Source organism: Kribbella sp. NPDC051936, assembly GCF_040680955.1.
Lineage (GTDB): Bacteria > Actinomycetota > Actinomycetes > Propionibacteriales > Kribbellaceae > Kribbella.
This window is the reverse complement of record NZ_JBFAXS010000004.1, coordinates 681,487-708,483: the sequence shown is the minus strand read 5'-3', so window position 1 is coordinate 708,483 and position 26,997 is coordinate 681,487. Positions and strand designations below refer to the sequence as shown.

Below are 26,997 nucleotides of genomic sequence, written 5' to 3'. Positions count from 1 at the left end.
TGTCACACTGTGTGGTCGTGCCCGGAATCCTCCGTAGTCCCAAGATCCTCGTCGCCGCTGTGGCGCTGCTCCTTGTCGCTTGCAGCTCGGACCAGGGCGAGCCGGACGCGCAGTACGTCGTACCGGACACCGCCGGGCAGGCGACAGGCCAGGCGCAGGTTCTCACCGAGGCGCTGCGCAAGCGCGGGCTGGTGTGCTCCGACCTGTACCCGGACAACAAGCCGCTGGTCGTCCGGGGCTGCTACCGCAAGGACGCCACCCACGACATCAAGGCGGACTTCACCGCGACGCCGGACGGTCAGCTGGTCTCGGCGTCGTTCGACATCGCGTACACCGATCCGGCCGACGCGTCGCAGGCCAAGCCGGACCTCGAGGCCGTCGTCGGGGACTTCGCCGCAGCCAGTGGCGCCGGCGAGCTGACCAGCCTGCTCGCCAAGAGTGGCGAGCACCGGACCGCTTGGGGGTCGGCCACCGTGCTGAGCGCCGGGCTCGAGGGCTTCGGCGGAATGGATCTGGAGCGGAAGGGCTGGAAGTGGCCGACGCTCCCCGATCATGCGTTCGCCGGGACCGCCGAGCAGGTGGCCGGCGCCGCCACCGCCGACGGGTTCACCTGCACCAGTTCCAACAGCGGAAGCGTCCAGAACTGCATCCGGGGCACGGACCTGGTGACCGCGATCAGCAGCGTCGACGGCATCCACGTGATCGGGATCCGGGCCGGCTCCTGGGCGGCGGCTCGCACCCTCCAGGAGCACATCTTCGCGGCACTCACCGGCAACGCCGGGCCGGCCGGCGACCGGAGGCCGCTGGCGACGCAGTGGTTCGCGGCCGGCGAGGCAGCCGGAGCACGCGCCTACGTCGGCGGACTCCAGCTCTGCCAGGCCAAGCACAGCAGGAGCAGCACTGTCTTCGGCATCAGCGCCCTCGTACCGGCCGGAACCACCTCCGGGGAGTGCTGACCCCGCTCAGCGCGGGGTGTTCAGCGCGATCGTGATCTGCTCGGACACCCTGGCGGCCAGCTCGAGCGCCGCGCGGCGGGTGCCTGGCTGCAGCGCGGAGTGGTCGAGCGGTCCCTCGGCGGCGATGTGCATGTCGGTCGGGATGTCGACGACGGCGGCGGCGCGGGACTCGAAGTACGGCCGGAGCTGCTTCTCGACCTCCTTGTTCACGTCGCCGGGACCGTTCGAGACCGCGATGATCGCGCGGCGGATCAGCCGCTGCGCCTCCGGGCCCTGGTTGTCGAGCTCCTCCAGCATCTGTACGGCGGCCGCGCAGGACAGGCTCTTCCACTTGATCGGGATGACGAGGGCGTCGGCCGCCTTCATCGCCTCGCGCCAGTTGCTGGAGCCCTCGTTGTTGCCGGTGTCGATCACCAGCACCTTGTAGAACCGGCTCAGCAGGCGGTGGATCTGGTCGAAGTCCTTGGCCTCGATCTGCGCGTACGTCGTGGTCGCGGACGTCAGCACGTCGTACTGACCGGCGACCTGATGCCGCAGGTACGCCGCGACGTCCCCGAGCCGCGCGTCCGGCTGGGTCAGCATCGGCATCGCCTGCAGCATGTCCGTGACGGTGGACCGCGAGTTCGTGTCGTGGGTGCGCAGGTGCATGTTGCCGCGCAGCTCGTTGTTGTCCCAGGCCACGACCCCGCCGCCGCGCGCCTGCCCGAGCGCACCGGACAGCAGCAGCGTGGTCGGCGTCTTGCCCGAGCCGCCCTTGGGGTTCGCGACGACGATCGTCACCGGACGCCGGAAGGCCGTCGCGGCGGTCGCCCGCGCGATCCGCTCGGAACGCTCCGAGCTACCGGGCCGCAGCTTCAGCACGCTGCGCACACCGCGCTCGGCCGGAGCCTCCCGCGGCAACGGCAGCGCCTGGATCAGCTCGTCGGCACGGTACGACAGGTTCTGCGGCGGCTGCTGCGCTTGCTGACCGGGGACGCCCTGCGGGAAGAACTGCTGAGCGGCCTGCGACAGCGGTTGACCGGGCTGGACAGGCTGACCAGGCTGACCTGGCTGACCGGCCGGACCAGCGGCGTGCTGCGCGGGCCCCTGCGGGACCTGGCCACCCTGCGGCTGACCTTGCTGGTCGTGCCCGGAGCCGTGGAACGAGGAACCCCCGAACACCGGGGTGCTCTGGCCGGCCTCCGGAGCAGCGCTGTCGGCTGCCCCGGCCGACGCCGCCTCGCCGTCAACAGCCAACTCGTCGTCCTGCTCCTCGGGCTGGCTCCACGACGCCGCACCGGACTCGGCGGCCGGCTGGGTCCAGGACGGCGCGGGCTGGCTCTGCGGCTGCGTCCACGGCGCCGGCTGGTCCACGGGCTTCGGAGCCACTCCCCACAAGTCGGTCCGCGAGAGCGCGTCCTCCTGCTCGTCGGTCTCCTCGACCTGGTCGGCGTCGGGCGACTGGTTCGGGTCCGGCTGGGTCCAGGAGGGGGTCGGCTGCCACATTCTCCGGACCTCGGCCGCCGCCGCTTCCCGGTCCTTGTGCTGTCCGGAGGTGTGCGAGTCGGTCACGACCTGGATCCCCGATTCTGTGAGAGGGGGCGGGTGGCCCCTGAGGCTTGCTGGGTGGTCCGGAGGATGTGAGGGCCCCCGGGAGGGTCCACTATCCCATGACCGGGTGTCCTCACAACGTCACGACCCGGAGCGTCCGGTGACGGTTCCGCACCAGTACCCCACTGTGCGTCAGCCCGTGACCAGCCCGGCTTCATAGGCGACGATCGCGGCCTGCACCCGGTTCTTCACCCGCAGCCGCAACAGGATCGCGCTGACGTACGCCTTCACGGTCCCCTCGACCAGGAACAGCCGGGCGGCGATCTCGGCGTTCGACATTCCGGCACCGAGCAGTCCGAGCACCTCGAGCTCACGCGGAGTCAAGGTACTGACCTGCTCCTTGGCGGCCGCCGCCCGCGCCATCGCGCCGCCGCCCGCGCCGGCGCTCAACTCGGCGATCACCCGCTGCGCGACCTTGGGAGACAGGTACGCGGCGCCGTCGGCGACCGCCTTGAGCCCGGCGATGAGTTCGCGCGGATCGCCCGACTTGAGCAGGAAGCCGCTCGCGCCGTCGCCGAGCGCGCGGGCGATGTAGGCGTCCTCCGAGAACGTCGTAAGGACGACGACCGCCGTCTCCGGTAGGGTCCGCCGGATCTCCGCGCCGGCGGCGAGTCCGTCCATCCGCGGCATCCGGATGTCGAGTACGGCGACGTCCGGCCGGTGCCGCCGTACCGCGTCGACGGCCTCGACGCCGTCGGCCGCCTCGGCGACGACCTCGATCTCCTCGTCGGTGCCGAGGATCGCGCGGACCCCGGCCCGCACCATCGCCTCGTCGTCGGCGAGCATCACCCTGATCATCGATTGCCTTCCGGTGTCGGTGGAACAGATCCGCTCTGTACAACGGCTTTGGCGACCAATGCGCCGTCGGCGAAACACAAGCGGTAGACGTAATTGGCGGAGAACGGGGCCGCCGGGCGGTAGTACCGGCAGTTCCATCCGGCCGGAGCCTGATAGCCCTCCCCCGGCGGGTCGATCATCTGCATCCGCGGCAGCAGCTCCGCGACGTCCGCCTCGGACTGGCCGACGGTGAGTGCGTCGTACTGCGCCGGACGCAGGATCGCGCTGTAGCCGGCGACGAGGTAGTAGCCAAGGGCAACCGCACCGACGACGGCGCCCAGCAGTACGGGCGCGGCAATCGCGGTGATGAGGCCACGCTGTGCGCTACGCCGTACCGTGGCACGCTCCACCGCCGCAGTGGGTGGCTCCGGTCGGCCGCCGGCGCGGGGCATCGTGGCACTAACCTCGAACCCACCACCCGGACACGGTCCCGCAGTGAGCGAACCGCCGGCCAGCCGGACCCGCTCACGCAACCCGTCGAGCCCACGCCCACCTGACGGCGCGGCCACTGCCTGGGTCGCACCGGTGTCCACCACCGCCACCCGTACGTCGTCCTGGTGCGTCGTCACGCTGACGGTCACGGTCGCACCAGGTGCGTGTTTGCTCGCGTTCGTCAGCGACTCCTGGACCACCCGGTGTACGGCGCGATCGACCATCGGTGCCAGTACGCCGTCGATCTCCTCCGTCAGCCGCACCGCCAGACCGGACGCTGCCGCCCTGGCCACCAACGCACGCACCGTCTCGTCGTGCGGCACGGTCGGTGCCTCCTGGTCACGCAGTACGCCGACGATCTCGCCCAGTCGCTCCGTGGCGGTCGCCGCCGACTCACGGAGCTCACCCGCGGCCCGCCGGTGTTCCTCCGGGAGCGACGGGTCGAGCTCGAGGGCGGCCGCGCGCAGCGCGATCAGGCTGAGCTCGTGACCGACCGAGTCGTGCATGTCCTCGGCGATCCGGGACCGCTCGCGCAGCCGCTCCTGGTCGATCTCCATCTGCTGTTCGCGCTCGATCCGCTCGGCCCGCTCCCAGCCGGCCGACGCCAGCAAGGCCTGCTGCGCCCGGTACCGGCCCATCAACCAAGGCAGCACAACCAGGAGCAGTGCGAGCAGAAGCAGCATCAGCCAGGTCAGGATCGCCTCTGTTGCCTGCGCTCCCCTACGCATCGTCAGTGCAAGTACCAGCATCCCGAGCAACGACCAACTGCAGAGCAGGACGAAGTGCTTGAGCTGTGTCTCCCTGCGCCCGGCCAGATAGCTCAGGAGGCTGATCGCTGGCACGAGCGCGATCTGCACGCCGTTCGTCGTACCGAGCGCGAAGGCGAGCACGACGATCTCTGTCCACGCCACGACACACAGAGCGACCAGCGGCCACTTCCGCCGGCCGAAGACAGCGAAGGTCAGGACGGCGAGGCAGGCGGCACGAAACCAGTACGGATCCTGGCGCGCGCCGCTCTCGGCGAGCACGAGAAGGCTCAGCGCGGCCCACAGACCCGCGTCGCCCAGGCGCCGCCACTTCATGGCGTAGACGCTACACAGTCGCAGCACGCCCGCCGTACTGCCGAAAGTCAGGTCTCAGCGTCGATCAGCTCGAACGGTACGTAAGACAGCGTCGGTACCGGTTCGCCGCGCAACTGGGCCAGGAGGAGGTCCACGGCGAGCCGGCCCATCTCCGTCTGATTCTGGCGCACGTGCAGGTACGGCGGTCCGCCGATGGAGTCGCCCGGCGAGTCGAAACACGCGACCACCCGATCGCCGCCCAGTGCCCTGTCGACCATGCGGGCCAGGTTGTACTCACAGGCGAAATACGCCGTCACCTCGGGCCGCTGCTCGCGAAAGGCCCGGATGGCGTCCATGTCCGTCCGGACGCTCTCGGTGGTCGTCGAACCGGGCAGCGTGCTGCGCAGGTCGGTCAGCTCATACGGACGGCCACGGTCGCCGAAGGCGGAGCGGAAGCCCTCCAGCCGCTCCTCGATCGAGGACGTGTTCACCGGTGGCGGCGAGACGAACGCGATGTGTTCATGTCCCTGGGTCAGCAGTCGCTGCGTCAGCGCCCGAGCGGCGGCGACGTTGTCCGTCAGTACGGCGGACACCGGGATACCCGACAGCTGGCGGTCGACCAGCACGACCGGGAAGCCGTCCAGCACCTGCCGCAGCAGGCTGGCGTTGTAGAAGTCGCCGTACACCGGGAACACGATCAGACCGTCCACCGTGGCCACCAGCGAGTCGACGGCCTTCTCCTCATCGGTCTGACGACCGTGGGTCCGGCGCACCAGCAGATGTGCGCCGTGCTCGGCGCAGCGCTCCTCGATGGTGTTGAGGAGATCGAGGCCGAACGCCTCCGACATCGACGGCACGATGTAGGCGATCGACAGCGCCTCGCGCCGCGGGTTCGACCGGAGCGGGACGGTCAGCTCGGTGAGGTCGGGCAGCCGGGGTACGACGAACGTCCCCTTGCCGCGAACACGCTCGACCAGGCCGGCTTCCCGCAGCACCTCCAGGGCCCGCTTGGAGGTGATCCGGCTGACCGCGAACTGCGCGGCGAGCTCCATCTCCGACGGCACCCGGTCGCCCGGCCGCAACGTGCCGCGGCGGAGCTGCTCCAGCACGTGAGCACAGATCCGCTCGTACAGCAGTGCCACAGCGCCTACCCCTCATGACTTGTCCGGTTGACATATCCAATCATCCACGGGAACTGTCGGTGGGCGGTGGCACCGTGCTGACCATGGACATCGCAGGCAAGACTGCAGTGGTCACCGGAGCGGCCGTCGGGATCGGCCGGGCGATCGCCGCCCGGCTGGGCGCCGCGGGCGCGTCGGTGGTGGTCGCCGACCTCGACGCGGCGGGCGGCGAGGAGACCCGCGCGCTGATCGGGCCGACCGCGCGGTTCGTCCAGGTCGACATGCGCGACGACGACGCCGTGCGCGAGCTGATGGCGTGCCGGCCGCAGATCCTGGTCAACAACGCCGGCGGCGGCGCGGTGCTACGGCCGTGCTTCCCGGAGGCCTCGGTCGAGCGCTGGACCGCGGCGCTGGACGTGAATCTCCGCGCTCCGATGCTGACCACCCAGCTGGCGATCCCGGGGATGCGGGCGGCGGGCGGCGGCGCCGTGGTGAATGTCGGCTCCACGGCTGGGGTGGGCTTCGGACCGCACGTGTCCCCGGAGTACAGCGCGGCGAAGGCGGCCTTGATCCGCTTCACGACCACGTTGCCCGACCTCGACGGCGTCCGGGTGAACTGCGTGGTCCCCGACTGGGTCGCGACGCCACGCGGGATCCGCGAGCGCGCGGCACTCCCGCCGGCCGAGCGCGGCCAGGCGCCGGTCCCACTCGAGGCGGTCACCGACGCGGTGGTCGATTTCGTGGCGGACGACTCGCTCGCCGGCCGGGTCGTCCTGCTGGAACGCGAGGCAGAGCCCCGGTGGTTGAACTAGGTGGTGACTAAACCCCGCGGCTGGCACGATTCCGTCATGACGCGCCCTCCGGTGGCCGCATTCGCGGCCCGGCCCGTGACGACCGTTGCGCTCATCGTCGGTGCGGTGCTGACCACGCTGTCCGGGCGCTACGGCTACCACCGCGACGAGCTGTACTTCATGGTCGCCGGCCGGCACCTCAGTTGGGGGTACGTCGACCAGCCGCCGCTGACCCCGTTCATCGCGCGCGTCTCGACCGCGGTCTTCGGCGACACCGTGATGGGCTGCGGGTGCTGTCGACGCTGAGCACCGTCGCGACGATCGTGGTCGTCGCGCTGATCGCCCGCGAGTTCGGCAGCGAGCGACGCGGGCAGATCCTGGCGGCGATCTGCGCCGCCGTCTCCGGCTTCGTCCTCGGCGTCGGGCATCTCGTGTCCACCGCGACGTACGACCTGCTCGCCTGGATGCTGATCGGCCTGTTCGCGGTGAAGCTGCTGCGAACAGGCGACGGCCGCTGGTGGCTCGCACTCGGCGTGACGGCCGGGATCGCGGTGGAGAACAAGTACCTCGTCGTGCTGCCGATCGGCGCCCTGTTCGTATCGCTGCTGATCGTCGGTCCGCGCGGCGTACTGCGTTCCTGGTGGCTCCTCGCAGGTGTGGCCGTCGCGGGGCTGATCGCCCTGCCCAACATACTGTGGCAGTTCCAGCACGACTGGCCGCAGCTCAAGGTGGCCGGCGGTATCAGCGAGGACGACGGCACCGAGAACCGGATCATGTTCGTCCCACTCCAGATCCTGCAACTGTCACCGTTCCTGGTCCCGGTCTGGATCGCCGGGTTCCGCCGCATCTGGCGTGAGCTGCCGTGGGCGCGGGCCGTCGCCCTCGCCTACCCGGTGCTGTGCGTCATCGTCCTCGCGGCCGGGGGCAAGTCGTACTACGCGCTGCCGCTGCTGCTGGTGCTTGTGGCGGCCGGCTGTGAGCCGACACTTCGCTGGATCGGCCGGCACCGCGTTGTCGCTGTCGTCGGTCTGACGCTGACCGCGCTGACCTCCGCCGTGTTCACGCTGCCGGTGCTGCCCGCGTCGGCCGCGGACTTCGTCATCCCGGTGAACAAGGAGCAAGGCGAGCAGATCGGCTGGCCGGCCTTCGCCGCGTCCGTCGCCGATGCCTGGGAGCGGATCCCTCTTGGTGAGCGATCGACCGCGACGCTGTTCACTGGAAACTACGGCGAGGCCGGTGCACTCGTGCGCTACGGGCCCCCGCACGGGCTGCCGTCGCCTTACTCCGCGCACATGAGCTTCTGGGACTGGGCGCGACCGCCGGACACCAACACCGGCCCGGTCCTCCTCGTCGAGCTCGAACGGACGCCGATCTTCGAGTCGTACTTCCGCGGCTGCGAGCAGGTCGGCACGATCGACAGCATCGTGGCCAACGACGAGGACGGGACCGCGCTCGTCCTGTGCTCCGCGCCCGCCGAGGCCTGGTCCACGTTGTGGCCGAAGGTCCGCCAGTTCTACTGATCCGCTTACGGTTGCGGGATGCTCGACGTACCAGCTGGATTGCTGTTCCTGCGCGACGACCGGGTGCGCAGGCGCTGGCGTGTGGATCTACCCGCCTTCCGGCTCGCCCCGTACCCGGTCGCGCGGGACGGCGTGCCGCTCACCGGCGTGAGCTGGTACGACGCCGTTGCCTTGTGCAACCAGATGTCGTCGGACGCCGGGTTGCCGCTCGCCTATGCGATCGACGGCGAGCAGGTCGCGTGGGATCGGTCCTCGCCCGGCTACCGCCTGCCCACCGAGGCCGAATGGCAGTACGCGTGCACCGCCGGCACGCCCGGCTATCGCTACGGGCCGCTCGACCAGATCGCCTGGTACGCCGCGAACTCCGGCGGACACCCGCATCCGGTCGGCCTGCGGGCGCCGAACGAGTGGGGGTTCCACGACATGCTCGGCAACGTGTGGGAGTGGTGCTGGGACCTGTACGACCCGGACACCTACGGCTCGTACCGGATCTTCCGCGGCGGCGGCTTCGCCGACGACGACCGCTCGATCGGCTCCACTGTCCGCCGCCGGTCGCACCCGACATTCGCGATCGAGGACCTAGGCTTCCGGGTCGCGCAGTCCGTGGCCTAGGGCTTGAGCGCGAGTTTGCCGACGGTGGCGCGGGCCTCGAGTTCGTTCAGCGCCTTCGGGCCGTCGGCGAGATCGTAGACGGTCGGGCGGCCGGGTGGGTAGACGCCGGCCGCGATCAGCTCGTCCAGCTCTGCGAGGACCTTCGCGAACAGCTCCGGCGCGTGCCGGATCGTGGTGGTCAGGTGCTGGCCGATCACCTGCACCGGGTGCCGGAAGTTGAGCTCCCAGTTGCTGATCGAGGCTTCGCCCGCCGCGGCCCCGATCACGACAACCTTCCCCGTCACCCGGCGCGCGACCTCGACACTCTGCCGGAACGTGTCACCCCCGACGGATTCGAGCACGATGTCAGCCCCGCGTCCGTCCGTCAGCCTCCGCACCTCGGCGACCAGATCCGCGTTCCGGTAGTCGATGAGATGATCCGCGCCAAGCCGCCGTACGACGTCGTGCTTCGCGGCGGACGCGGTCGCGATGACGGTCGCGCCGTAGTACTTCGCGATCCGCACCGCAGCCTGCCCGACACCACCAGCCGCCGCATGGATCAGGACGAAGTCACCCGCCCTGAGCTGCCCCAGGCGGAGCGACACAAGCGCCGTGGCCCAGTTGAGCACAAGCCCGAGCGCCTCCTCATCACTCCACCCGGCCGGCACAGGCACGACGCCGTCCGCAGCCATCACCATGTACTCCGCAAACGCCCCGCCGCCCGTCCCGATGACGTGATCTCCGACAGTCACCCGCGTCACGTCCTCGCCCAGGGCAACGACGGTGCCTGCGGCCTCGAAGCCCGCAACGTACGGCGGCTTGGGACCGCCGTCGTACGTGCCGCGCGTCTGCATCACGTCGGCAAAGTTCACGCCGGCGGCACCAACCTTCACGAGCACCTCATCCGGCCCCACCACCGGCACCGGAACGTCCACGACCCGCATCGCCCCGGGCCCGTCCAACGAAGGCTGCTCCAACGCCCGCACGATCTCACCATCCCTCTATCTGTTTGGTCCTGATCGTACATCTGTTCGCTACTCATCAAACAAGATCTCGGCATCCGGCCGGTTTCGCCAGCCTGCCGTTCGTGAAGTCCGCCCACTGGCCGATCGAGTCCGACGTCCAGCCCCTCACGAGCAACCTCGACAGGACGTCTCGCCGCCCAGGTCTCCTCGCCACGCTCAGCCACCGCCCAACCCCCGCGCAATGACCACACACGTCCTGTCGACCTGGTCGCCGTTCGGCTCCCACATACACACGAAGTAGGTAACACTCCGTGTTCCCTCACCAAGAGAGGAGCCCGGATCTCGCGGTTCAGCCCAGGGTGGGGCGACCGCACCACGTGAGGGGGACGAGCATGCCTCAGCAGCATCCGCGCCGGAACGATCAAGTGAGGCGGAGCATCTTCACAGCACTGGCAGCCGGAGGGGTTGTCATTGGCCTGGTGGCGTGTGGCGGGGTGGCAGGCAATCCCGCTAGTACGCAACCGACGGGCACCAGCGCACCTCCTGAATCGACAGCGACCTCGGCACCTGACAGCGAGACGCCGACGCCGACCGACGAACCGTCCACCTCTGACGCCACCGTCGCGTTCGGCAAGGCGTTCACATGGGAGAACGGCGTCTCCGCAACTGTGTCCGCGCCGAAGGCATACCGGCGGTCAGATACCGGATTCGGCGGCGAGAGCTTCAAGCACGCTGTTCAGTTCACGATCGTGAACAAGTCCGGCAAGGCATTCGATCCTTCGACGGCCAATGCCACCGTTCAGAGTGGCGACGTAGAGGGTGACGAGATCTTCGACTCGGCCCACGGCATCAACGGCTCGCCGGACACGAAGATCCTCGACGGCCGGCAGGCGCGGTACAAGGTCGCCTTCGGGGTCTCGAATCCCAAGGACATCGTCTTCGAGTTCACGCCCGGTTTCGAGCACGACTCGGCGATCTGGGCGACTTGATCCGGGCGGACGCCGGCACCGGACCTTGCGGCACGGCGAGGACGAGCGCGCCACAAGGTCGCCGCGTTCACCGCCGAGGACGTCGGCAACCGGAAGTGAACACACGCCCAAGCCCACGCAACGAAAGGCCCCTCCCAGATCACCGGGAGGGGCCTCAACGCTTGCGTTTGAAATTGGTGGACGATACTGGGATCGAACCAGTGACCTCTTCCGTGTCAGGGAAGCGCGCTACCGCTGCGCCAATCGTCCGTCTGGAACCCGATGAGGTTCTCGAGGTGGAGACGGGATTCGAACCCGTGTACACGGCTTTGCAGGCCGTTGCCTCGCCTCTCGGCCACTCCACCACTGAGAAAGCTGGCCTGCCGAACCCTCTCCGAGCGGACGACCGGGTTCGAACCGGCGACCTCAACCTTGGCAAGGTTGCGCTCTACCAACTGAGCTACGTCCGCATCGCGCCCGGTTTCGATGTCCCCGGCGCGAGAAGAACATTAGCCCATCTCCGCCCCAGTTCAAAAACCGGGGTCCCCCACAGGTCGACGTACGGTCATCAACTGCTCACCTCCGGACTGCCTCGCGGCCCCGGATCACCTGCGCACTAAGGTGATTCCCGGAAGGAGCACCACATGCGTATCTGGCTCAACGGCGGCTTGCTGGACGACGAGGCGACGGTCTCGCCGCTGGACCACGGGCTGACCACCGGCGACGGCGTCTTCGAGACGATCAAGATCGAGAGCGGCCGCCCGTTCGCGGTCCGGCGGCATCTCGACCGGCTGGTCCGTTCGGCGGTCGGGCTCGGCCTCCCGGCGCCGGACGTCGCCGCGATCGAGGCGGGGATCGACGCCGTGGTCGAGGCCGATCCGGGGATCCCGTTCGGCCGGCTGCGGATCACGTACACCGGCGGGGTCTCGCCGCTGTCGTCGGACCGCGGCACGTCGGGGCCGACCGTGCTCGTCGCGACGCAGGAGATCAAGCGCCCGTCGCCGGTGTCGGCGATCGTGACCGTGCCGTGGGTACGCAACGAGCGCAGCGCGGTGGCAGGCCTGAAGACCACGTCGTACGCCGAGAACGTCCGCGCGCTCGCCTACGCGAAGGAACGCGGCGGCAGCGAGGCGATCTTCGCGAACACGATCGGCAACCTCAGCGAGGGCACCGGCTCGAACATCTTCTGCGTGTACGACGGTGAGCTGGTCACGCCGACGCTCGAATCGGGCGCACTGGCCGGCGTGACGCGCGCGCTCGTCCTGGAGTGGTTCGGCGGTGTCGAGCGCGACGTGCCGCTGGAGCGGCTGTTCGAGGCCGAGGAGATCTTCCTCACATCGACAACTCGTGACGTCCAGGGCATCCAGCGTGTCGACGACCGCGATCTGCCGGCGCCCGGCACCATCACCGCGCAGGTCGCGAAGATCTTCGCGGAACGCTCCGCGGAAAACCCCAACCCCTGACAGACGCCGGCCTGGGGAGGAATTCGTCCCTGATCGGGCGGACAATCCTCCCCAGGCCGGCGTTCGTTCCTGAGTTATTCGCCGGAGGCCTTGCGGCGCTCGCGGTACGCCGCGACGTGCAAGCGGTTGCCGCACGTCCTGGCGTCGCAGTACCGCTTCGAACGGTTGCGCGACAGGTCGATCAGGGCGTCGTCGCAGTCCGGCGCCTCGCAGCGGCGCAGGCGTTCGCGTTCACCGGCGGAGATCACCTGGGCGAGCGCGATCCCGCACTCCACGGTGATCCGGCAGGCCAGCGACGCGCCGTCGCGGGAGTAGTGGATGTGCCACGGGTGCCCGTCGTGGTTGGTCAGCCGCGGAGTCGACGTCCCACGCGCGATGATCGCGTTGATCATCGTCGCCGCGGACGCGTCGGAATCCGTGGTGAACACCGGCGCGAACAGCGGGCGCAGGTCCCGGACCTCGGCCAGGTCCTTCTCCGTCAGCATGTCGACCGCGCTGAACTCCCGTTCCTGGACGAACTTCTCCAGATCCTCCAGGGTCTCCAGCGAGTCGACCTGACTGTTCGGTCCGGGCATGGTGTTGACGAGCCGGACCAGCGTCCCGAGCGCCTGCTCGGTGTCGTGCGAGAAAGTCACAATCACGTCTCCAACGCGACGGGATCTCCGTCCTGCAGCAAGAGTAGCCCGGCCCGATTAGATCGTCGCTTCATCATGCGCTATGGTTTCACCCGCAACACCACATAAGAAACATCAGCACCACCCCGGGCGATTGGCGCAGTGGTAGCGCGCTTCGTTCACACCGAAGAGGTCACTGGTTCGAACCCAGTATCGCCCACGAAGTCGATAGGCGGCGTGTGCTCGCGGAATGCGCGAGCCGCGTCGCCTTCGTCGTTTTGTGCGGCTGCGCTTCGCTCGCCGCCGGCGGGGGCTCCGCCACCCGCACCCCCTGCGCCGTCGCTTCGCTCGGCGGCAGTGGTTGGGCCGGGCGGTCAGCTCACCTGCGGTGGTTGGGCTGGGCGGTCAGCTCGGCGGCAGTGGTTGGGCCGGGCGGTCAGCTCGGCGGCAGTGGTTGGGCCGGGCGGTCAGCTCACCTGCGGTGGTTGGGGTTGCCGGACACTCACCCGCGCTGGCGCGCGCTGGGCGGTCCCCGCACCCCGCAGGGGTCGGGTCCGCCGGACGCTCACCCGCTTGGGTTGGGTTGGCCGGGACGCTCACCCGCGCTGGGCAGTCAGCTCACCTGCGTGGGTTGGGTTCGCCGGACCGCACAACCGCACCGGACATGCCGCCCTCACCCCGCTCGTGTCGGGCTCACCGGTGGTGGTCACGTTGGGCAGTCCGCTCCCCCGCGCTCGTCGCGCTGGGCGGTCAGCTCGCCTTCGTGGGTTGGGATCGCCAGCACGCACGCCGCAGGGGGTTAAGCAGTCAGCTCACCCGGGTGGGCCCCTTGCCGCGACGTCTCCGGGGCGCCGACGTTGACCACCAGGGTCCCCAGCTTGTGCGCGGTGTCCGTCGCGGCGCGGCGTGCGATCGCCAGCGTGATGGACCGGTCGTCCGGGTCGGCGTAGTTCAACGGGACCTCGAGCTCGGCGCACTGAGCGCCTGCCGCGTCCAGCGCCGCACCGGTCTCGTCGGCGTGTTCGGTACGGCAACTGTGCCAGGCAATCTGATCCGCGTAGGCCGGATTGCCCGGTACGACGCCGGCGAGCACCAAGGCCGGCCCGGCGATCGCGGCCATGCCGATGACGCGCATGTTCGCCTTCTGCGTAGGGGAAAGTCGCCGGAAGCGTAGGTTTCACCGACCGCCGGGTTCATCGGTGCCGTGGCCGAATTTCACCGCCAAGCGTCAGTCCAGCCAGCGACCGTCTTCGAACAGCACGCGCTCCTTCAGCTCGTTCACCTCGCGCCAGGCCTGGATCCGCGTCGGCGTCACACGGAAGAACGGGTAGTTGCCCAGCGGCCGCGGGTCGAAGCCGGCCTTCTCGGCGAACGCCTGGCCCTCGGCGTCCGACGGCTCGACGACCTCGACGGTGCCGGTCACATGGATCACGTCGCGCACCTCCCCCAGCGTCAGCTGTACGAGGGGGTTCGCCAGCAGGTTGCGCCCGGTCGGGTTGGTCCGCGCGGTCGACAGCAGCAGCGTCCCGTCGCTCCACAGGAACGAGAGCGGCATCAGGTACGGCGTACCGTCCGGCGAAGCGGTGGACACCCAGGCGTCGACGTCCTGCTCGAGACGGGCCAAGGTGTCCTGCTTGCGCACGTCCAACGGGCGGGGTGCTGCCGTCATCGCTCGCTCCTCTGTCACATGTTGTGCTCGTGGTCCGTCAATCATCTGACGGCGCTCGGCCGGTCAGTGTGACAGGTGGAGGATGTGGTCGCGATGAGCGGGGACGAGTGGTTGGCGACGCGGTTCGAGCAGAACCGGGACCGGCTGCGGGCCGTCGCGTACCGGATCCTGGGGTCCGAGCCGGAAGCCGAGGACGCGGTCCAGGAATCCTGGATCCGGCTCAGCCGCAGCGACAGCGCGACGATCGACAACCTGGGCGGCTGGCTGACCACCGTGGTCGGGCGGATCTGTCTCGACATGCTGCGTGCGCGGCGCGGGCGACCCGAGCTGCCGGTCGGCGATCACGCGCCGGGGCTCGCGGACGACGTCGTACCGGATCCTGAACTCGAAGCAGTACAGGCGGATTCGGTCGGGCTGGCGTTGCTCGTCGTGCTCGAGACGCTGTCGCCGGCCGAGCGGCTCGCGTTCGTGCTGCACGACCTTTTCGCGGTGCCGTTCGAGGACATCGCGCCGATCATCGGGAAGTCGCCGGCCGCCGCACGGCAGATCGCCAGCCGGGCGCGACGGCGCGTCCGCGGTACGCCGGAGCCGGCCGACGTCGACGTACAGCGGCAGAAGGAGGTCGTCACCGCGTTCCTCGCCGCGGCCCGGGGCGCCGACTTCTCGGGACTGTTGCGGGTGCTCGATCCCGAGGTCGTCGTCCGCGCGGATGCGGGCGCCGCGGCGTACGGCGGGCCGGCGGCGGAGGTGCTCGCCGGCGCGGAGCGCGTCGCACACGAGTTCTCCGGGCGGGCCGCGGCGGCGAAGCTGGTGCTCGTCGACGGCTGGCCCGGGCTGGTGTGGATGCGACGGGGCGAACCGCTGATTGTGTTCTCTTTCACCGTGGCCGACGGGCGTGTCGCGGCGATCGATCTCCGGGGCGACACGGAGTACCTGGAAAACGTCGATCTGGTGACCTTGAAGGGGTGATCCGGCGGCGTGGCGAGTGGACAGAACGGATGGGACTCGTGTGACGGATGGGGCACTCCTCGCGCTCGTCGCGACACAGCGGAATCCGGTTTTTGTCCGGGCGGAAAGTGCGCTACTGTTCTGCTCTCGCACCGAGCGGAAACGCCCCGGAGCGAAGCGCGGACGTAGCTCAGTTGGTAGAGCGCAACCTTGCCAAGGTTGAGGTCGCCGGTTCGAACCCGGTCGTCCGCTCGGAGAGGGTTCGGCAGGCCACCGTCCTCACAAGGGAAAAGGCCTCAGTGGTGGAGTGGCCGAGAGGCGAGGCAACGGCCTGCAAAGCCGTGTACACGGGTTCGAATCCCGTCTCCACCTCGAGAACCTCATCGGGTTCCAGACGGACGATTGGCGCAGCGGTAGCGCGCTTCCCTGACACGGAAGAGGTCACTGGTTCGATCCCAGTATCGTCCACGAAGTCGATAGGCGACTCGTGTCCGCGGAGAGCGCGGACCGGGTCGCCTTCGTCGTGTTGTGCGGCTGCGCTTCGCTTGCCGCCGGCGGGGGCTCCGCCACCCGCACCCCCTGCGCCGTCGCTTCGCTCGGCGGCGGTGGCCGGGTTCGGCGGCCAGCTCACCCGCGGGGGTTCGGTACGGCGGCGGTGGCCGGGTTCGGCGGTCAACGCACCCGCGCGGGGTCGGTACGGCGGCAATGGTCACGTCGGGCGGTCAGCTCACCCGCGTGGGTTGGGTTCGCTGGCTCGTACGGACGGCGATGGTCACGTTGGGCAGTCGGCGCACCCGTGAGGGGTGAGTTCGGCGACGGGACTGGGTTGAGCAGCCGACTCATCCGCGGGGCAAGCGCCGCCGCCGCGGTTGGCGGCGGCGCCTGTCCCCGGAGCTCGGGTGGTTCAGTTGCGGGGGCGGCGGGACTGAGCGGCGATCGCTGCGAGGAGGATTGCAGCTCCCACGAGGGCTGGGGTGGTGAGGTGTTCGTCGAAGGCGAGGATGCCGATGGCTGCGGCGACGACCGGTTCCAGCAGGGCGATGGTGGCGGCTGTCGAGGCTTTCAGGGTCTTCAGGCCTGTGTAGAAGAGCGTGTAGGCGAACGCCGTCGGGATCAGGCCGAAGTACGCGATCAGTAGCCAGCCGGTGAGTGTGGCCGGGAGGGCGACGAAGGGGGCGAGGAAGGCGGCGCCGACGATGAAGCCCAGGAGTGCAGCGGTGACGGGGTCTGGGGTGTTGCGGTTCAGGAGTGTTGTCAGTGTGTAGCCCGCGGCAGAGGCTATGGCTGCTGCTATGCCGGTGAGACTGGCCGTCCCGGCGGTTGCCGACAGCAGGCCGAGACCGGCGACGGCCACGAAGAGGGCCGGTGTCAGTCGTTCGCGGGCGGCGACGGCGACAAGGATCGGCGCGGCACCCAAGGCGATCACCGTCGCCGTACCGACGCCGACTCGCGGGATCGCGGTGAAGTAGCCGAGCTGGCAAACAGCCAAACCCAAGCCGCTCAGCACATGACGCACCGAGCCGGCCGCCACCAACGGACGAACATGGGTACGGCGGGTGAGGAGGCGGGCAAGGATCAGCCAGAGGGCGGCGGATGCCAGGCGCCAGAAGGAGACGGCGAGTGGTGTGAGGCCCTGCTGGGTGAGGAGGGCACCGGTCGGGCCGCCGGTGCCCCAGGCGACGGCGGCGGCGATGACGGCGACGAGGGCGTGCCTCGTCGAGAGACGGTGGTGCATCGGACACTCCGGGAAGCTGTTCGCAACGAATGGTCGAGGCGTCTGCGAACAGCCCGAAGAAGCCCAGGCCGACGACCTGGGCGCGAGATCAGCCGTCCGCTAAGCGGCGGCCGGCGGAGTGATGATGCGATGCACGAGGAGGACCTTAACCAGTCCCCCGCCGTCGGGCGAACGCATTTACATCCGCAGGTACGAACCCCCGTTGAAGTCCAGCACGGTCCCGGTGGCGAACTCGGCCTCGGGCGATGCCAGGTACATGATCGCGGCGGCGACCTCCGACGGATCGGCTACGCGTTCGAGCGGGCTCTCCAGCCGGCGCCGGTCGTACCCGTCGCCGGCCAGGTTCACCGCGGCCATGTCCGTCACGGTCCAGCCCGGCGCGATCGCGGTGACCGCGATCCCGTCCGGCCCGAGCGCCCGCGCCAGCGACTGCGTGAACGAGACGATCGCCGCCTTCGAGGCGCCGTACGCCGGCTGGTTCGGCTCGCCGCGGAACGCGCCGCGCGACGACACGTTCACGATCCGGCCGCCGCGCGGCATGTGCCGGACCGCGCACCAGGTGACGTTGGACGGGCCAACGAGATTCACGGCGAGCGTGTCCGTCCATGCCTGCTGCCACTCGGCGTACGTCGACTCGCGGATCCGGTGCGGGTGGTACACGCCGGCGTTGTTCACCAGGACGTCGATCCCGCCGAGCGTGCGCGCCGCGTCGTCGACCGCGGTCCGGATCGCCTCCGCGTCGGCGAGGTCGGCCTGGACCATGACGTGTCCGGTCCCGGGAAGCTCCTTCAGGACCTGGGCCGCAGCGTCCGGCGAGGAGCTGTAGTGAACGGCTACGCGATCACCCGCGGCAGCGAACGCTCGCGCCGCCGCCGCGCCGATCCCCCGTGAAGCCCCCGTCACCAGCACAGATCGGTTCATGGGACCGATCCTTTCATCAACCGCGAGGCTTGATGTCCCGCCGGTACGACTTGCTGGCCCGCACCCAGTCCTTCTTCGCCTGCGCCCGCAGCCGCGCGTCGGCCCGACGAGCCATGTACGCCGCTTCGCGCTGCAGCTTCACCCAGCTGTCGTAGCGCCGGTACGGCAACGACCCGTCCTCCAGCGCCGCCTGCACCGCGCACCCGGGCTCCATCACATGTGAGCAGTCCTTGAACTTGCACTGCTCCGCCAGCGACGTGATGTCGGGGAACGCCGCGGCCAGTCCTTCGCCGCTCTCCTGCAGACCGATCCCCCGCAGCCCCGGTGTGTCAATGACGACCCCGCCCGCGGGCAGCACGATCAGCTCGCGCCGTACCGACGTATGGCGGCCCTTGCCGTCCTCGCGGATCTCCTGCACGTCCAGAAGCTCCACACCGGCGAGAGCATTGACCAGCGACGACTTGCCGGCACCACTCGAGCCGAGCAGCGCCAGCGTGGCGTTCCCGTCGAGCAGCGCCCGTACGTCGTCCATGCCCGCACCCGTGGTCGCGCTGCACACCAGTACGTCGGCACCCGGCGCGGCCAGCGCCACGTCCTCGGCCAGCGACTCGGCGTCCCCGACGAGATCGGATTTCGTCAGGACGACGACCGGTCGCGCCCCGCTCTCCCAGGCCAGCGCCAGGAACCGCTCGATGCGGACGATGTTCGGCTCCGGGACCAGACCGACGACGATGGCGATCACGTCGACGTTGGCGGCGAGCACCTGCCCGCGCGACGAGCCGCCGACCTCGGCGCGCACGATCGTGGTCCGGCGCGGCAGCACCGACTCGAGCGTGATCCGGTCGTCCGGCCAGAACCGCAGGACGCCCCAGTCCCCTGTGCAGGGGCCGGCCTGGGCGTCGGAGGCCATCTCGGCGAGCAGTGCCCCGGACCAGCTGGCACGGACCGGACCGTCCTCGGTGAAAACCGTCGCCAGGCCCTTGTCGACCCGGGCGACGCGTCCCGGAACGAGGTCCTCCGGGACGGACTGCAGAAACTCGGCCGTGGAACTGTCGAGTCCCAGGGCCTGAAGTGTGGCTGACATGCGGCGAACCTTTCCGAGGGTCCGGCCGCGGGATCAGGTCAGCGGACGGACGGTGTAGGAGACAACGGCCCGACGGGCCTGTTGAAAGCTCATGGCGGTTGCCTCCCTCCTGGTTCCAGCGGTCCCGAGCCGGGGACCGTGTGTCGCGATGCCGTCAGCCTAGGTCGTCGGTGTCACCCTGCGCACCGGATTTTCCGACCGAGGCCGGCTTGCGCGCGGCCTCGGTCTCACCTTGAGGTTCAGGCTCAGGCTCAGGCTTCGGTCGAGGCACGGCGTTGCGTGGCCGTTCGGCGAGCTTCTCGACCTTCCGCCCGAGCTGTGCCTCGGGCCGCTCCTCTTCAGCCACCGGGGTCAGCGTGTGCTCGTGGTGCGGCTCCGACTCCGCCTTCATCACCGGCTCGACCTCGTCGCCGGCCTCCTCGACCGTCGCGGCCTTCGTGACCTCGGCGACCTGCGCCTTGTGCGGCCACAGCCGGTCCACGACCGCGTTCAGCGCGGCGCCGATGAGTACGGCGATCGCGGTCATGTAGAGCCACATCAGGACCGCGATGGGCGCGGCCAGCGGCCCGTAGATCGACGTACCGCCGACCGTGCTCTGCAGGATCCACCGAAGCACGAAGCTGCCCAGGATCCAGATCGACAGCGCCAGGAACGAGCCGGGCAGGTCGGAGACCCACGGCGTCCGGATCGGGACGGACAGGTGGTACAGAGTGTTCAGGAAGCCCGCGGACAGGATCGTGACCACCGGCCAGTACAGCTGGTTCAGGAAGTCCAGCCGGTGCGGCAGCAGCGCGTCGACCGCGTTCGGTCCGGCCAGCACCAGCGGCAGGACGATGACCCCGATGACGAGGGCCGCGCAGTACAGCGAGAACGACAGCGCGCGGGTCCGGACGATGCCCCGCTTGCCGCCCATCCCGTACATGATCGTGATGGTGTCGACGAACACGTTCAGCGCGCGGCTGCCGGACCACAGGGCCAGCACGAAACCGATCGAGATGACGTCCGGCCGGCCGCCGTTCAGCACCTGGTCGAGGGTCGGCGCGATGACGTTCTTGATCGAGTCGTCGGTCAGCGCCCGGGCGGCCAGGTCGACGATCTGCTGCTTGATGTCGTTGATCGTCTCGACCTCGAACCACTTGCTCGCGATGTAACCGAGCGAGCCGGCCAGCCCGAAGATCAGCGGCGGCAGCGAGAGGATCGCGAAGAACGCCCCCTCGGCCGCGAGTCCGGTGACCCGGTAGCGCAGACAGACGCCGACCGTCTGGGTGAGCAGCTTCCAGGTCGTCGCGGGGACCTTGCGAACCCATGCCAATGAGAGGGAGCTCCCACCAGTGGGTCCTGCCCCAGAACGTGCCATACCGCTTACCGTACTGACATGGCGGACCCATTCGCGGTAACGAATCAGGCTCCCCCACTGCGGGGCGTGAACTTCTTCACCCAGGACCGGCCCCTCGGTGACGCTCTGCGTCCGTACGCCGACCTGACGGCGGATCGCGGCCTCGGCCGGATCGGCGAGCTCGCGGGCTCCGAGGAGGCCCGTGCGCACGCCCTCCCCGCGAACCAGAACCCGCCGGTCCTGCGCACCCACGACCGCTACGGGAACCGGATCGACGAGGTCGAGTTCCACCCGTCGTGGCACTGGCTGATGGAGCAGGCCGTCGGTTTCGGGCTCCAGGCCGCGCCCTGGACGACACAGCCGAGCGACAACCCGGCGCCGCACCTGACCCGCGCCGCCGGGTTCTACCTGTGGTCGCAGGTCGAGCCCGGGCACGGCTGCCCGATCTCGATGACGTACGCCGCGGTGCCGGCGCTCAGGGCGGACGAGCAGCTCGCCAAGGAGTGGGTCCCGCAGCTGGCGTCGACCCGGTACGACGTACGGCGGTTGCCGGTCGCGGCGAAGCACGGCGTACTCGCCGGGATGGGGATGACCGAGAAGCAGGGGGGCTCCGACGTCCGGGCGAACCTCACCACCGCGACCCCCGCCGGGGACGTGTACCAGCTGAACGGGCACAAGTGGTTCTGCTCCGCGCCGCAGGTGGACCTCTTCCTGGTCCTGGCGCAGGCGCCGGACGGACTGAGCTGCTTCGTCGTACCGCGGGTTCTTGCCGACGGCAACCGGAACCCGTTCGCGCTGCAGCGGCTCAAGGACAAGCTCGGGAACCGGTCGAACGCGTCGTCGGAGGTCGAGTTCCACGGCACGATCGGGTACCGGCTGGGTGACGAGGGCGCCGGGGTGCGGACGATCATCGAGATGGTCGCGGCGACCCGGCTGGACTGTGTGCTCGGCTCCGCGGCCCTGCAGCGGCGGGCGCTGGTCGAGGCTGTTTGGCATACGCGGCACCGAAGCGCGTTCGGTGGGTTGCTGGCGGACAAGCCGGCCATGCAGAACGTGCTGGCGGATCTCGCGATCGAGTCCGAGGCGGCGACGGCCCTGGGGATGCGCCTGGCAGCCGCTGTGGACGCCGCGACCGCGGGCGACCCGCAGCAGGCGGCGTTCCGGCGGATCGCGCTGCCGCTAGCGAAGTTCTGGGTGTGCAAGCGGACGCCGTTCATGGTGGCCGAGGCGCTGGAATGCCTCGGCGGGAACGGGTACGTCGAGGAGTCCGGGCTGCCGCTGCTCTACCGCGAGTCGCCGCTGAATTCGATCTGGGAGGGGTCGGGGAACGTGAACGCCCTCGACGTCCTGCGGGCGCTGCGCAGGCCCGAGTCGCTCGACGCGTGGCTGACCGAGATGGCCGCTGTGCAGGGTGCGGATCAGCGGCTCGACGCGGCGGTGAACGACGTACTGCAAGCGCTTGCTGACATCGAGAACGCCGAAGCCGGCGCGCGGAGGCTGGCCGCGCTGATGGCCCTGTGCCTGCAAGCTTCCTTGCTGATCAGGCACTCGACGCCCGCGGTTGCGGACGCATTCGTGGCGTCCCGGCTGGCCAAGGACTGGGGCGGGGTGTTCGGCACGCTGCCGAGGACGACGCCGTTCCAGCAGATCGTCGAGCGCGCGATAGGGTGAGCGAGTCGCGACTGGCGCGCTAGGTGGAGAACCACCGGGGAGCGAAGAACGCGGGCACCGTGCGCCTGGGTGCCGGCGACCCACTGCAACCGCAGGAGAGACAACGATGACTCAACCCTTCGACGCCGCCGCCGCGTCGGCCGCGTACAACAACGCGCTGCAGGTGATCGCCGCGGTGGAGCCCACCATCGCCGGCGCGATCAAGGCCGAGCTGGCCGACCAGCGATCCTCGCTGAAGCTGATCGCGAGCGAGAACTACGCCTCCCCCGCCACCTTGCTCACGATGGGCAACTGGCTGTCGGACAAATACGCCGAGGGCACCATCGGGCACCGCTTCTACGCCGGCTGCCAGAACGTCGACACCGTCGAGCAGACCGCGGCCGACCACGCGCGGGCCCTGTTCGGCGCGCCGCACGCCTACGTCCAGCCGCACTCGGGCATCGACGCGAACCTGGTCGCGTTCTGGGCGATCCTGGCCCAGCGGATCGAGTCCCCGGCGCTGGCCGAGGCGGGCGCGAAGCACGTCAACGACCTGACCGAACAGGACTGGACCAAGCTCCGCAAGGCGCTCGGCGACCAGAAGATGCTCGGTATGTCGCTGGACGCCGGCGGTCACCTGACGCACGGTTTCCGGCCGAACATCTCCGGCAAGATGTTCAACCAGCACTCCTACGGCACCGACCCGGCGACCGGGCTGCTCGACTACGACGACGTCGCGCGCAAGGCCCGCGAGTTCAAGCCGCTGATCCTGATCGCCGGCTACTCGGCGTACCCGCGCAAGGTGAACTTCGCGAAGATGCGCGAGATCGCCGACGAGGTCGGCGCGACCCTGATGGTCGACATGGCGCACTTCGCCGGCCTGGTCGCGGGCAAGGTCTTCACCGGCGACTTCGACCCGGTCCCGCACGCGCACGTCACGACGACCACGACGCACAAGTCGCTGCGCGGCCCGCGCGGCGGCATGGTCCTGTGCCAGCCGGAGTACGCCGAGTCCGTCGACCGCGGCTGCCCGATGGTCCTGGGCGGCCCGCTCAGCCAGACGATGGCCGCGAAGGCCGTCGCGCTCGCCGAGGCGCGGCAGCCCTCGTTCCAGGAGTACGCGCAGGCGGTCGCCGACAACGCGGTCACGCTTGCCGACGGCCTGATGAAGCGCGGCGTCAAGCTGGTGACGGACGGCACCGAGAACCACCTGGTCCTGCTGGACGTCTCGTCGTACGGCATCACCGGCCGGCAGGCCGAGTCGGCGCTGCTCGACGCGGGCATCGTCACCAACCGCAACGCCGTCCCGCGCGACCCGAACGGCGCCTGGTACACCTCCGGCGTCCGGATCGGTACGCCGGCGCTCACCACGCGCGGCTTCGGCGCCGACGAGTTCGACCGGGTCGCCGAGCTGATCGTCGACGTGCTCTCCGCGACCACGCCGACGACCACCTCCGCGGGCGCACCATCCAAGGCGAAGTACGTGCTGGCCGACGGCGTCGCCGACAAGACCAAAGCCGCCTCGGCCGAGATGCTCGACAAGTTCCCGCTGTACCCGGGCCTCGTCCTCAACTGACATGCGAATCAGCGCCCGCTCCCCCGTGGAGCGGGCGCTGTGTCGTGTGATCAGGAGTCCTGCACACCCGTCAGCACGTCCGGCGAGGGTTTCGCGGCGCGCTTCGGCATCAGTACGGCCGCGAGGACCGCGCCGGCGACAGCGATGCCGGCGGACACCCACATCGTGGTGTTCAGGCTGGTGAGGAAGGCGTCGCGCACGCTGTTCGCGAGGTCGGCCGACCCCGTCTTCGCGGCCACCGCGAGTCCGCCGCCGAGGCTCTTCTCGACCGCGTCCGCTGCCTGCGCCGGCAGACCTGCGGTGTCGACGTCGCGGCGGTAGACCGAGTTCAAGACGGTGCCGAGGACGGCGACCCCGACCGTGCCGCCGACCTGGCGGAACGCCTGCAGCAGGCCCGATCCGGTACCGGCCCGCTCCGGGTCGAGGACGCCGAGCGCCGCGTTCATTGCCTGCGGCATCGAGCACCCGAGGCCGAAGCCGACCACGGCGAACCAGGTCGCGGTGTGGCCGTACCCGGTGCCGAGGTCGGTGAACGCGCCGAGCACGAACCCGGCCGCCATCACCGCGAAACCGGTCATCACGACCAGCCGGGTGCCGACGCGGGCCTCGACCGGTTCGGCCAGCTTCGCGCCGACCGTCATACCGCCGATGAACGGCAGCAGCTTCAGCCCGGTGTGCAGCGCGTCGGACCCGTTGATGCCCTGGAAGTACTGCGGCATCGTGAACAGCAGCCCGAAGATCGCGAACACCGAGACGGTCAGCAGCACGGCGCCGCCGGTGAACACCTTCTCGCTGAACAACCGCAGCTCGATCAGCGGACCGGCGGCCCGCCGCTGCCAGAGCAGGAACGCGCCGATCAGGACGACGGCCAGCGCGAGGTACACGATCGTGACACCGTCACCCCAGGACGTCTCGCCGGCCTTCGTCACGCCGTACACCAAAGCCGCCAGACCCGCGCTGGACAAGACGATGCCGGGCCAGTCGATGGCCGGGCGGTTCGAGCTGCGGCTCTCCGGGACGAGCAACGTGACGGCGAGCGCGGCGAGGAACGCGATCGGCACGTTGATCACGAAGATCCACTGCCAGCCGGCGTGGTCGAGCAGCAAGCCGCCGACAATCGGGCCGAGCGGCATACCGATGCTGTTGGCAACGACGAAGAACCCGATCGCCTTCTTCCGCTCCTCCGCGGTGCGGAACAGCACGGTGATCAGCGACAGCGCGACCGGGACGATCATCGCCGCGCCGACCCCGAGGAACGCCCGGGCGGCGATCAGCTGACCGGCCGAGTCCGACAGCGCGCAGGCGACGGACGCCAGCCCGAACAGGGACAGCGCGATCGCGATGATCCGGCGCCGGCCGTACCGGTCGCCGAGCAGCCCGGCCGGCAGCAGTAGCGCGGCGAGCACCAGGTTGTAGCTGTTCGCCATCCATTGCAGCTGGCTCGTGGACGCGTCCAGGTCCTGGGAGAGCGTCGGGAGGGCGACGTTGAGCACGGTGGTGTCCAGGCCGAGAACGAGAACGGCGAGACACAGGGCGATGAGGACACCGAAGCGCCGCGCGCCGGTGAGCGCCGGCGAGGAAGTGCCGATGGTCGAGGTCATGAAATTCAAAATATCAGAAGTTTGTGATAGTTACGATAGATCAGATTACTGTAAGCTTCAACCATGGCGGAGGAACCGAGCCGGGAGGCAGTCAGCCAGTTCGTCGAGCGCTTCGCGGGCGTGCTGGCGAACAGCGGCGTCCCGACGATGTCGGCGCGGGTGATGGGCGCGATGCTGGTCAGCCCGACCGGCACGATGACGGCGGCCGAGCTCGCCGAGTCGCTGAAGATCAGCCAGCCCGCCGTGTCCGGCGCCGTCCGGCAACTGCTGCAGGTCTCCTTCATCTCCCGCGAGCGGCTGCCGGGCTCGCGCAAGGACCACTACCGGATCCGCGAGGACGTCTTCGCGGCGATCCTCGAGCGCCGCAACCTGGCCCTGAGCGAATGGGAGTCGACCAGCCGCTCCGGCGCGTCGCTGTTCGGCGAGGGCTCCCCCGTCGGCCGGCGCCTCACCGAAGCGGCCGACTTCTTCGCCTTCATCCACGCCGACATGGACCAGATGATCAAGAACTGGCGCTCGGAACACCCACGGTGAACCGCCGCGAGGCGAAGCGGCTCGTCGGTACGGCGTGGCTGGACAGCGACTACCGCACCGCGTGGGAGTTCCGCATCATGCGCCGCCGGGTCCCGCTGTACCGTGCCGCGATCGGTGCGCTGCGCGCGCTCAACGCGGTGACCGGCGGGCGGAACCGTCCGTCGCTGCGGGTGACGCGCTGGGAGCGGGTGGCTCCGCACGGCGGCACCTTCGCGATGGACAAGCTCGAGACGATGACCGGGCGCACCGATCATCCCGTCACGTCGCGGGCCGAGTTGCGCGCGCGGACGTCGTTCGCCTCCCGGCTGGCGCGGGCGGTGTCCGCGGACGAGTGGCCGCAGATCATCGCCGAGTACGAGCGGCGCCGGCGCGGCGAGCGACCGCAGTACCGGTACGTCGGGCATCGGCCGCTGAACGCGACGTCGCACGCGCTGATGGACGAGGCCTGGGTGCGGGGCGACCTGCCGACGGATCCGTTCCGGGCGTGGAACGTGCTGAAGTACGAGGACGAGGGAGCCTTCTACAGCTCGTTCTTCACGCACGGCAACGCGCGCGGGTATGCCGGCGGTGAGACGAACGTGGGGTTCCAGCGCGGGCGGGTCGTGTTCGACGTGAATTGGCGGCAGACCGCCTCGCTCGCCGGCGAGCAGGCAGTCCTTCGCCGCAGCCGGTTCCTCCGCGCGAAGGAGCTGGTCAAGTTCTTCCGGACCGAGCTGAAGGAGGTCGTCCGACCCCCGGCCGAGCCCGCTGCGGCGCCCACGACGTATGCGGACGTCTACACTCCCGAGGTGGTCGCAGCCGTCGCCGACTTCACGAAGCCCGAAGCGCTGCGCTCGCCGACTGCTCGCGGCGAAACCACGCCGGACCGGCACCGTGCGTCCGCGATCGAGGTCGCCAACACCGTGGAGCGCGCGCTTCCACCCTTGACCGCAGCGCCACGACCCTCGACCGGCGTGCCGGAAGCCGGCGGTACGACGTCGTACGGCGCCCGCGCGGATCGTCCACGCCGGCCGGACGGCCCCGTTCGTTGAGCC

General features: G+C 69.7%; 25 protein-coding genes, 7 tRNA genes and 1 riboswitch. Of the genes, 16 read left to right on the top strand and 16 right to left on the bottom strand.

What is annotated here, in order from left to right; translation table 11 throughout:
* The first annotated feature begins 17 nt into the window (after nucleotides 1-17).
* On the top strand, nucleotides 18-956 hold the full coding sequence (locus AB0L64_RS17365) for a hypothetical protein (RefSeq protein WP_363711091.1): 939 nt from the start codon (nucleotides 18-20) through the stop codon (nucleotides 954-956).
* 6 nt (nucleotides 957-962) lie between these two features.
* On the opposite strand, the gene AB0L64_RS17360 is transcribed toward AB0L64_RS17365, so the two are convergent.
* From AB0L64_RS17360 to AB0L64_RS17345, 4 genes are all read right to left on the bottom strand, one after another.
* Complete coding sequence (locus tag AB0L64_RS17360; RefSeq protein WP_363711090.1) at nucleotides 963-2,507, bottom strand: AAA family ATPase; 1,545 nt, start codon at nucleotides 2,505-2,507, stop codon at nucleotides 963-965.
* A gap of 171 nt (nucleotides 2,508-2,678) precedes the next feature.
* Complete coding sequence (locus tag AB0L64_RS17355; RefSeq protein ID WP_363711089.1) at nucleotides 2,679-3,344, bottom strand: response regulator transcription factor; 666 nt, start codon at nucleotides 3,342-3,344, stop codon at nucleotides 2,679-2,681.
* A complete protein-coding gene (locus AB0L64_RS17350) occupies nucleotides 3,341-4,897 on the bottom strand; it encodes a histidine kinase (protein ID WP_363711088.1) in 1,557 nt (518 codons plus the stop codon). Before AB0L64_RS17350 ends, AB0L64_RS17355 begins: the two co-directional genes overlap by 4 nt.
* Nucleotides 4,898-4,944: 47 nt before the next feature.
* The gene (locus AB0L64_RS17345) at nucleotides 4,945-6,018 is read right to left on the bottom strand and encodes a GntR family transcriptional regulator (protein WP_363711087.1); all 1,074 of its coding nucleotides are present in this window, start codon (nucleotides 6,016-6,018) and stop codon (nucleotides 4,945-4,947) included.
* Nucleotides 6,019-6,101: 83 nt separating this feature from the next.
* Here AB0L64_RS17345 and AB0L64_RS17340 point away from each other — a divergent pair, with 83 nt between their 5' ends.
* Genes AB0L64_RS17340 through AB0L64_RS17325 form a run of 4 tightly spaced genes read left to right on the top strand, consistent with a single transcriptional unit; the run spans nucleotide 6,102 to nucleotide 8,920 of the window.
* Nucleotides 6,102-6,809: an SDR family NAD(P)-dependent oxidoreductase gene (locus AB0L64_RS17340; RefSeq protein WP_363711086.1), complete on the top strand. Its 708-nt coding sequence runs from the start codon at nucleotides 6,102-6,104 to the stop codon at nucleotides 6,807-6,809.
* A gap of 36 nt (nucleotides 6,810-6,845) precedes the next feature.
* A complete protein-coding gene (locus AB0L64_RS17335; RefSeq protein WP_363711085.1) occupies nucleotides 6,846-7,094 on the top strand; it encodes a hypothetical protein in 249 nt (82 codons plus the stop codon).
* Nucleotides 7,079-8,308, top strand: a complete 1,230-nt coding sequence (locus tag AB0L64_RS17330; RefSeq protein ID WP_363711084.1) for a glycosyltransferase family 39 protein — start codon at nucleotides 7,079-7,081, stop codon at nucleotides 8,306-8,308. Before AB0L64_RS17335 ends, AB0L64_RS17330 begins: the two co-directional genes overlap by 16 nt.
* 18 nt (nucleotides 8,309-8,326) lie before the next feature.
* Nucleotides 8,327-8,920 (top strand): SUMF1/EgtB/PvdO family nonheme iron enzyme, encoded by a 594-nt coding sequence (locus tag AB0L64_RS17325; RefSeq protein WP_363711083.1) that lies wholly within the window; start codon nucleotides 8,327-8,329, stop codon nucleotides 8,918-8,920.
* Here the strand turns inward: AB0L64_RS17325 and AB0L64_RS17320 are convergent.
* Nucleotides 8,917-9,885, bottom strand: a complete 969-nt coding sequence (locus AB0L64_RS17320; RefSeq protein WP_363711082.1) for an NADPH:quinone oxidoreductase family protein — start codon at nucleotides 9,883-9,885, stop codon at nucleotides 8,917-8,919. The genes AB0L64_RS17325 and AB0L64_RS17320 overlap by 4 nt on opposite strands.
* A 371-nt stretch (nucleotides 9,886-10,256) precedes the next feature.
* Here AB0L64_RS17320 and AB0L64_RS17315 point away from each other — a divergent pair, with 371 nt between their 5' ends.
* Nucleotides 10,257-10,853 carry a hypothetical protein gene (locus tag AB0L64_RS17315; protein ID WP_363711081.1) on the top strand — a complete coding sequence of 199 codons (597 nt, stop codon included), beginning with the start codon at nucleotides 10,257-10,259 and terminating at the stop codon, nucleotides 10,851-10,853.
* A 174-nt stretch (nucleotides 10,854-11,027) separates the two neighbouring features.
* Here the strand turns inward: AB0L64_RS17315 and AB0L64_RS17310 are convergent.
* From AB0L64_RS17310 to AB0L64_RS17300, 3 genes are all read right to left on the bottom strand, one after another.
* Nucleotides 11,028-11,102, bottom strand: a tRNA-Val gene (locus AB0L64_RS17310).
* Nucleotides 11,103-11,126: 24 nt separating this feature from the next.
* A tRNA-Cys gene (locus tag AB0L64_RS17305) sits at nucleotides 11,127-11,197 on the bottom strand.
* A gap of 32 nt (nucleotides 11,198-11,229) precedes the next feature.
* Nucleotides 11,230-11,302: transfer RNA gene (locus AB0L64_RS17300), tRNA-Gly, on the bottom strand.
* A gap of 174 nt (nucleotides 11,303-11,476) precedes the next feature.
* Between AB0L64_RS17300 and AB0L64_RS17295 the strand changes: the two genes are divergently transcribed.
* On the top strand, nucleotides 11,477-12,295 hold the full coding sequence (locus AB0L64_RS17295) for an aminotransferase class IV (RefSeq protein WP_363711080.1): 819 nt from the start codon (nucleotides 11,477-11,479) through the stop codon (nucleotides 12,293-12,295).
* 74 nt (nucleotides 12,296-12,369) lie between these two features.
* On the opposite strand, the gene AB0L64_RS17290 is transcribed toward AB0L64_RS17295, so the two are convergent.
* Nucleotides 12,370-12,936, bottom strand: a complete 567-nt coding sequence (locus AB0L64_RS17290) for a CGNR zinc finger domain-containing protein (protein ID WP_359929130.1) — start codon at nucleotides 12,934-12,936, stop codon at nucleotides 12,370-12,372.
* Between the two features lie 121 nt (nucleotides 12,937-13,057).
* On the opposite strand from AB0L64_RS17290, the gene AB0L64_RS17285 reads away from it, so the two are divergent.
* Nucleotides 13,058-13,129: transfer RNA gene (locus tag AB0L64_RS17285), tRNA-Val, on the top strand.
* 579 nt (nucleotides 13,130-13,708) lie between these two features.
* Here AB0L64_RS17285 and AB0L64_RS17280 read toward each other — a convergent pair.
* Together AB0L64_RS17280 and AB0L64_RS17275 are read right to left on the bottom strand one after the other, a co-directional pair.
* Nucleotides 13,709-14,044, bottom strand: a complete 336-nt coding sequence (locus AB0L64_RS17280) for a hypothetical protein (RefSeq protein WP_363711079.1) — start codon at nucleotides 14,042-14,044, stop codon at nucleotides 13,709-13,711.
* A gap of 93 nt (nucleotides 14,045-14,137) precedes the next feature.
* Nucleotides 14,138-14,578: a pyridoxamine 5'-phosphate oxidase family protein gene (locus AB0L64_RS17275; RefSeq protein ID WP_363711078.1), complete on the bottom strand. Its 441-nt coding sequence runs from the start codon at nucleotides 14,576-14,578 to the stop codon at nucleotides 14,138-14,140.
* Between the two features lie 93 nt (nucleotides 14,579-14,671).
* Between AB0L64_RS17275 and AB0L64_RS17270 the strand changes: the two genes are divergently transcribed.
* From AB0L64_RS17270 to AB0L64_RS17255, 4 genes are all read left to right on the top strand, one after another.
* The gene (locus AB0L64_RS17270; RefSeq protein ID WP_363711077.1) at nucleotides 14,672-15,547 is read left to right on the top strand and encodes a sigma-70 family RNA polymerase sigma factor; all 876 of its coding nucleotides are present in this window, start codon (nucleotides 14,672-14,674) and stop codon (nucleotides 15,545-15,547) included.
* 158 nt (nucleotides 15,548-15,705) lie between these two features.
* Nucleotides 15,706-15,778, top strand: a tRNA-Gly gene (locus AB0L64_RS17265).
* Between the two features lie 49 nt (nucleotides 15,779-15,827).
* A tRNA-Cys gene (locus AB0L64_RS17260) sits at nucleotides 15,828-15,898 on the top strand.
* A gap of 24 nt (nucleotides 15,899-15,922) precedes the next feature.
* Nucleotides 15,923-15,994 (top strand) — tRNA-Val (locus AB0L64_RS17255).
* A 436-nt stretch (nucleotides 15,995-16,430) separates the two neighbouring features.
* Here AB0L64_RS17255 and AB0L64_RS17250 read toward each other — a convergent pair.
* From AB0L64_RS17250 to AB0L64_RS17235, 4 genes are all read right to left on the bottom strand, one after another.
* Entirely contained in the window at nucleotides 16,431-17,261 is an 831-nt protein-coding gene (locus tag AB0L64_RS17250) for a DMT family transporter (protein ID WP_363711076.1), read from the bottom strand.
* 177 nt (nucleotides 17,262-17,438) lie between these two features.
* Entirely contained in the window at nucleotides 17,439-18,182 is a 744-nt protein-coding gene (locus AB0L64_RS17245) for an SDR family oxidoreductase (RefSeq protein ID WP_363711075.1), read from the bottom strand.
* A 16-nt stretch (nucleotides 18,183-18,198) separates the two neighbouring features.
* On the bottom strand, nucleotides 18,199-19,266 hold the full coding sequence (gene rsgA / locus AB0L64_RS17240) for a ribosome small subunit-dependent GTPase A (RefSeq protein ID WP_363711074.1): 1,068 nt from the start codon (nucleotides 19,264-19,266) through the stop codon (nucleotides 18,199-18,201).
* Between the two features lie 154 nt (nucleotides 19,267-19,420).
* Nucleotides 19,421-20,578: a YihY/virulence factor BrkB family protein gene (locus AB0L64_RS17235; RefSeq protein WP_363711073.1), complete on the bottom strand. Its 1,158-nt coding sequence runs from the start codon at nucleotides 20,576-20,578 to the stop codon at nucleotides 19,421-19,423.
* A gap of 63 nt (nucleotides 20,579-20,641) precedes the next feature.
* Here AB0L64_RS17235 and AB0L64_RS17230 point away from each other — a divergent pair, with 63 nt between their 5' ends.
* Nucleotides 20,642-22,273, top strand: coding sequence for an acyl-CoA dehydrogenase family protein (locus AB0L64_RS17230; protein ID WP_363711072.1), 1,632 nt, complete (start codon nucleotides 20,642-20,644; stop codon nucleotides 22,271-22,273).
* Nucleotides 22,271-22,351, top strand: a riboswitch (ZMP/ZTP riboswitch). It overlaps the preceding gene by 3 nt.
* Before the next feature lie 28 nt (nucleotides 22,352-22,379).
* Nucleotides 22,380-23,828, top strand: coding sequence for a glycine hydroxymethyltransferase (locus tag AB0L64_RS17225; RefSeq protein ID WP_363711071.1), 1,449 nt, complete (start codon nucleotides 22,380-22,382; stop codon nucleotides 23,826-23,828).
* Nucleotides 23,829-23,878: 50 nt separating this feature from the next.
* On the opposite strand, the gene AB0L64_RS17220 is transcribed toward AB0L64_RS17225, so the two are convergent.
* Nucleotides 23,879-25,429 (bottom strand): DHA2 family efflux MFS transporter permease subunit, encoded by a 1,551-nt coding sequence (locus tag AB0L64_RS17220; RefSeq protein WP_363711070.1) that lies wholly within the window; start codon nucleotides 25,427-25,429, stop codon nucleotides 23,879-23,881.
* A 63-nt stretch (nucleotides 25,430-25,492) separates the two neighbouring features.
* Between AB0L64_RS17220 and AB0L64_RS17215 the strand changes: the two genes are divergently transcribed.
* Nucleotides 25,493-25,963: a MarR family transcriptional regulator gene (locus AB0L64_RS17215; RefSeq protein ID WP_363711069.1), complete on the top strand. Its 471-nt coding sequence runs from the start codon at nucleotides 25,493-25,495 to the stop codon at nucleotides 25,961-25,963.
* The gene (locus AB0L64_RS17210) at nucleotides 25,960-26,994 is read left to right on the top strand and encodes a hypothetical protein (RefSeq protein WP_363711068.1); all 1,035 of its coding nucleotides are present in this window, start codon (nucleotides 25,960-25,962) and stop codon (nucleotides 26,992-26,994) included. The genes AB0L64_RS17215 and AB0L64_RS17210 overlap by 4 nt, the downstream gene beginning before the upstream one ends.
* Nucleotides 26,995-26,997 lie beyond the last annotated feature (3 nt).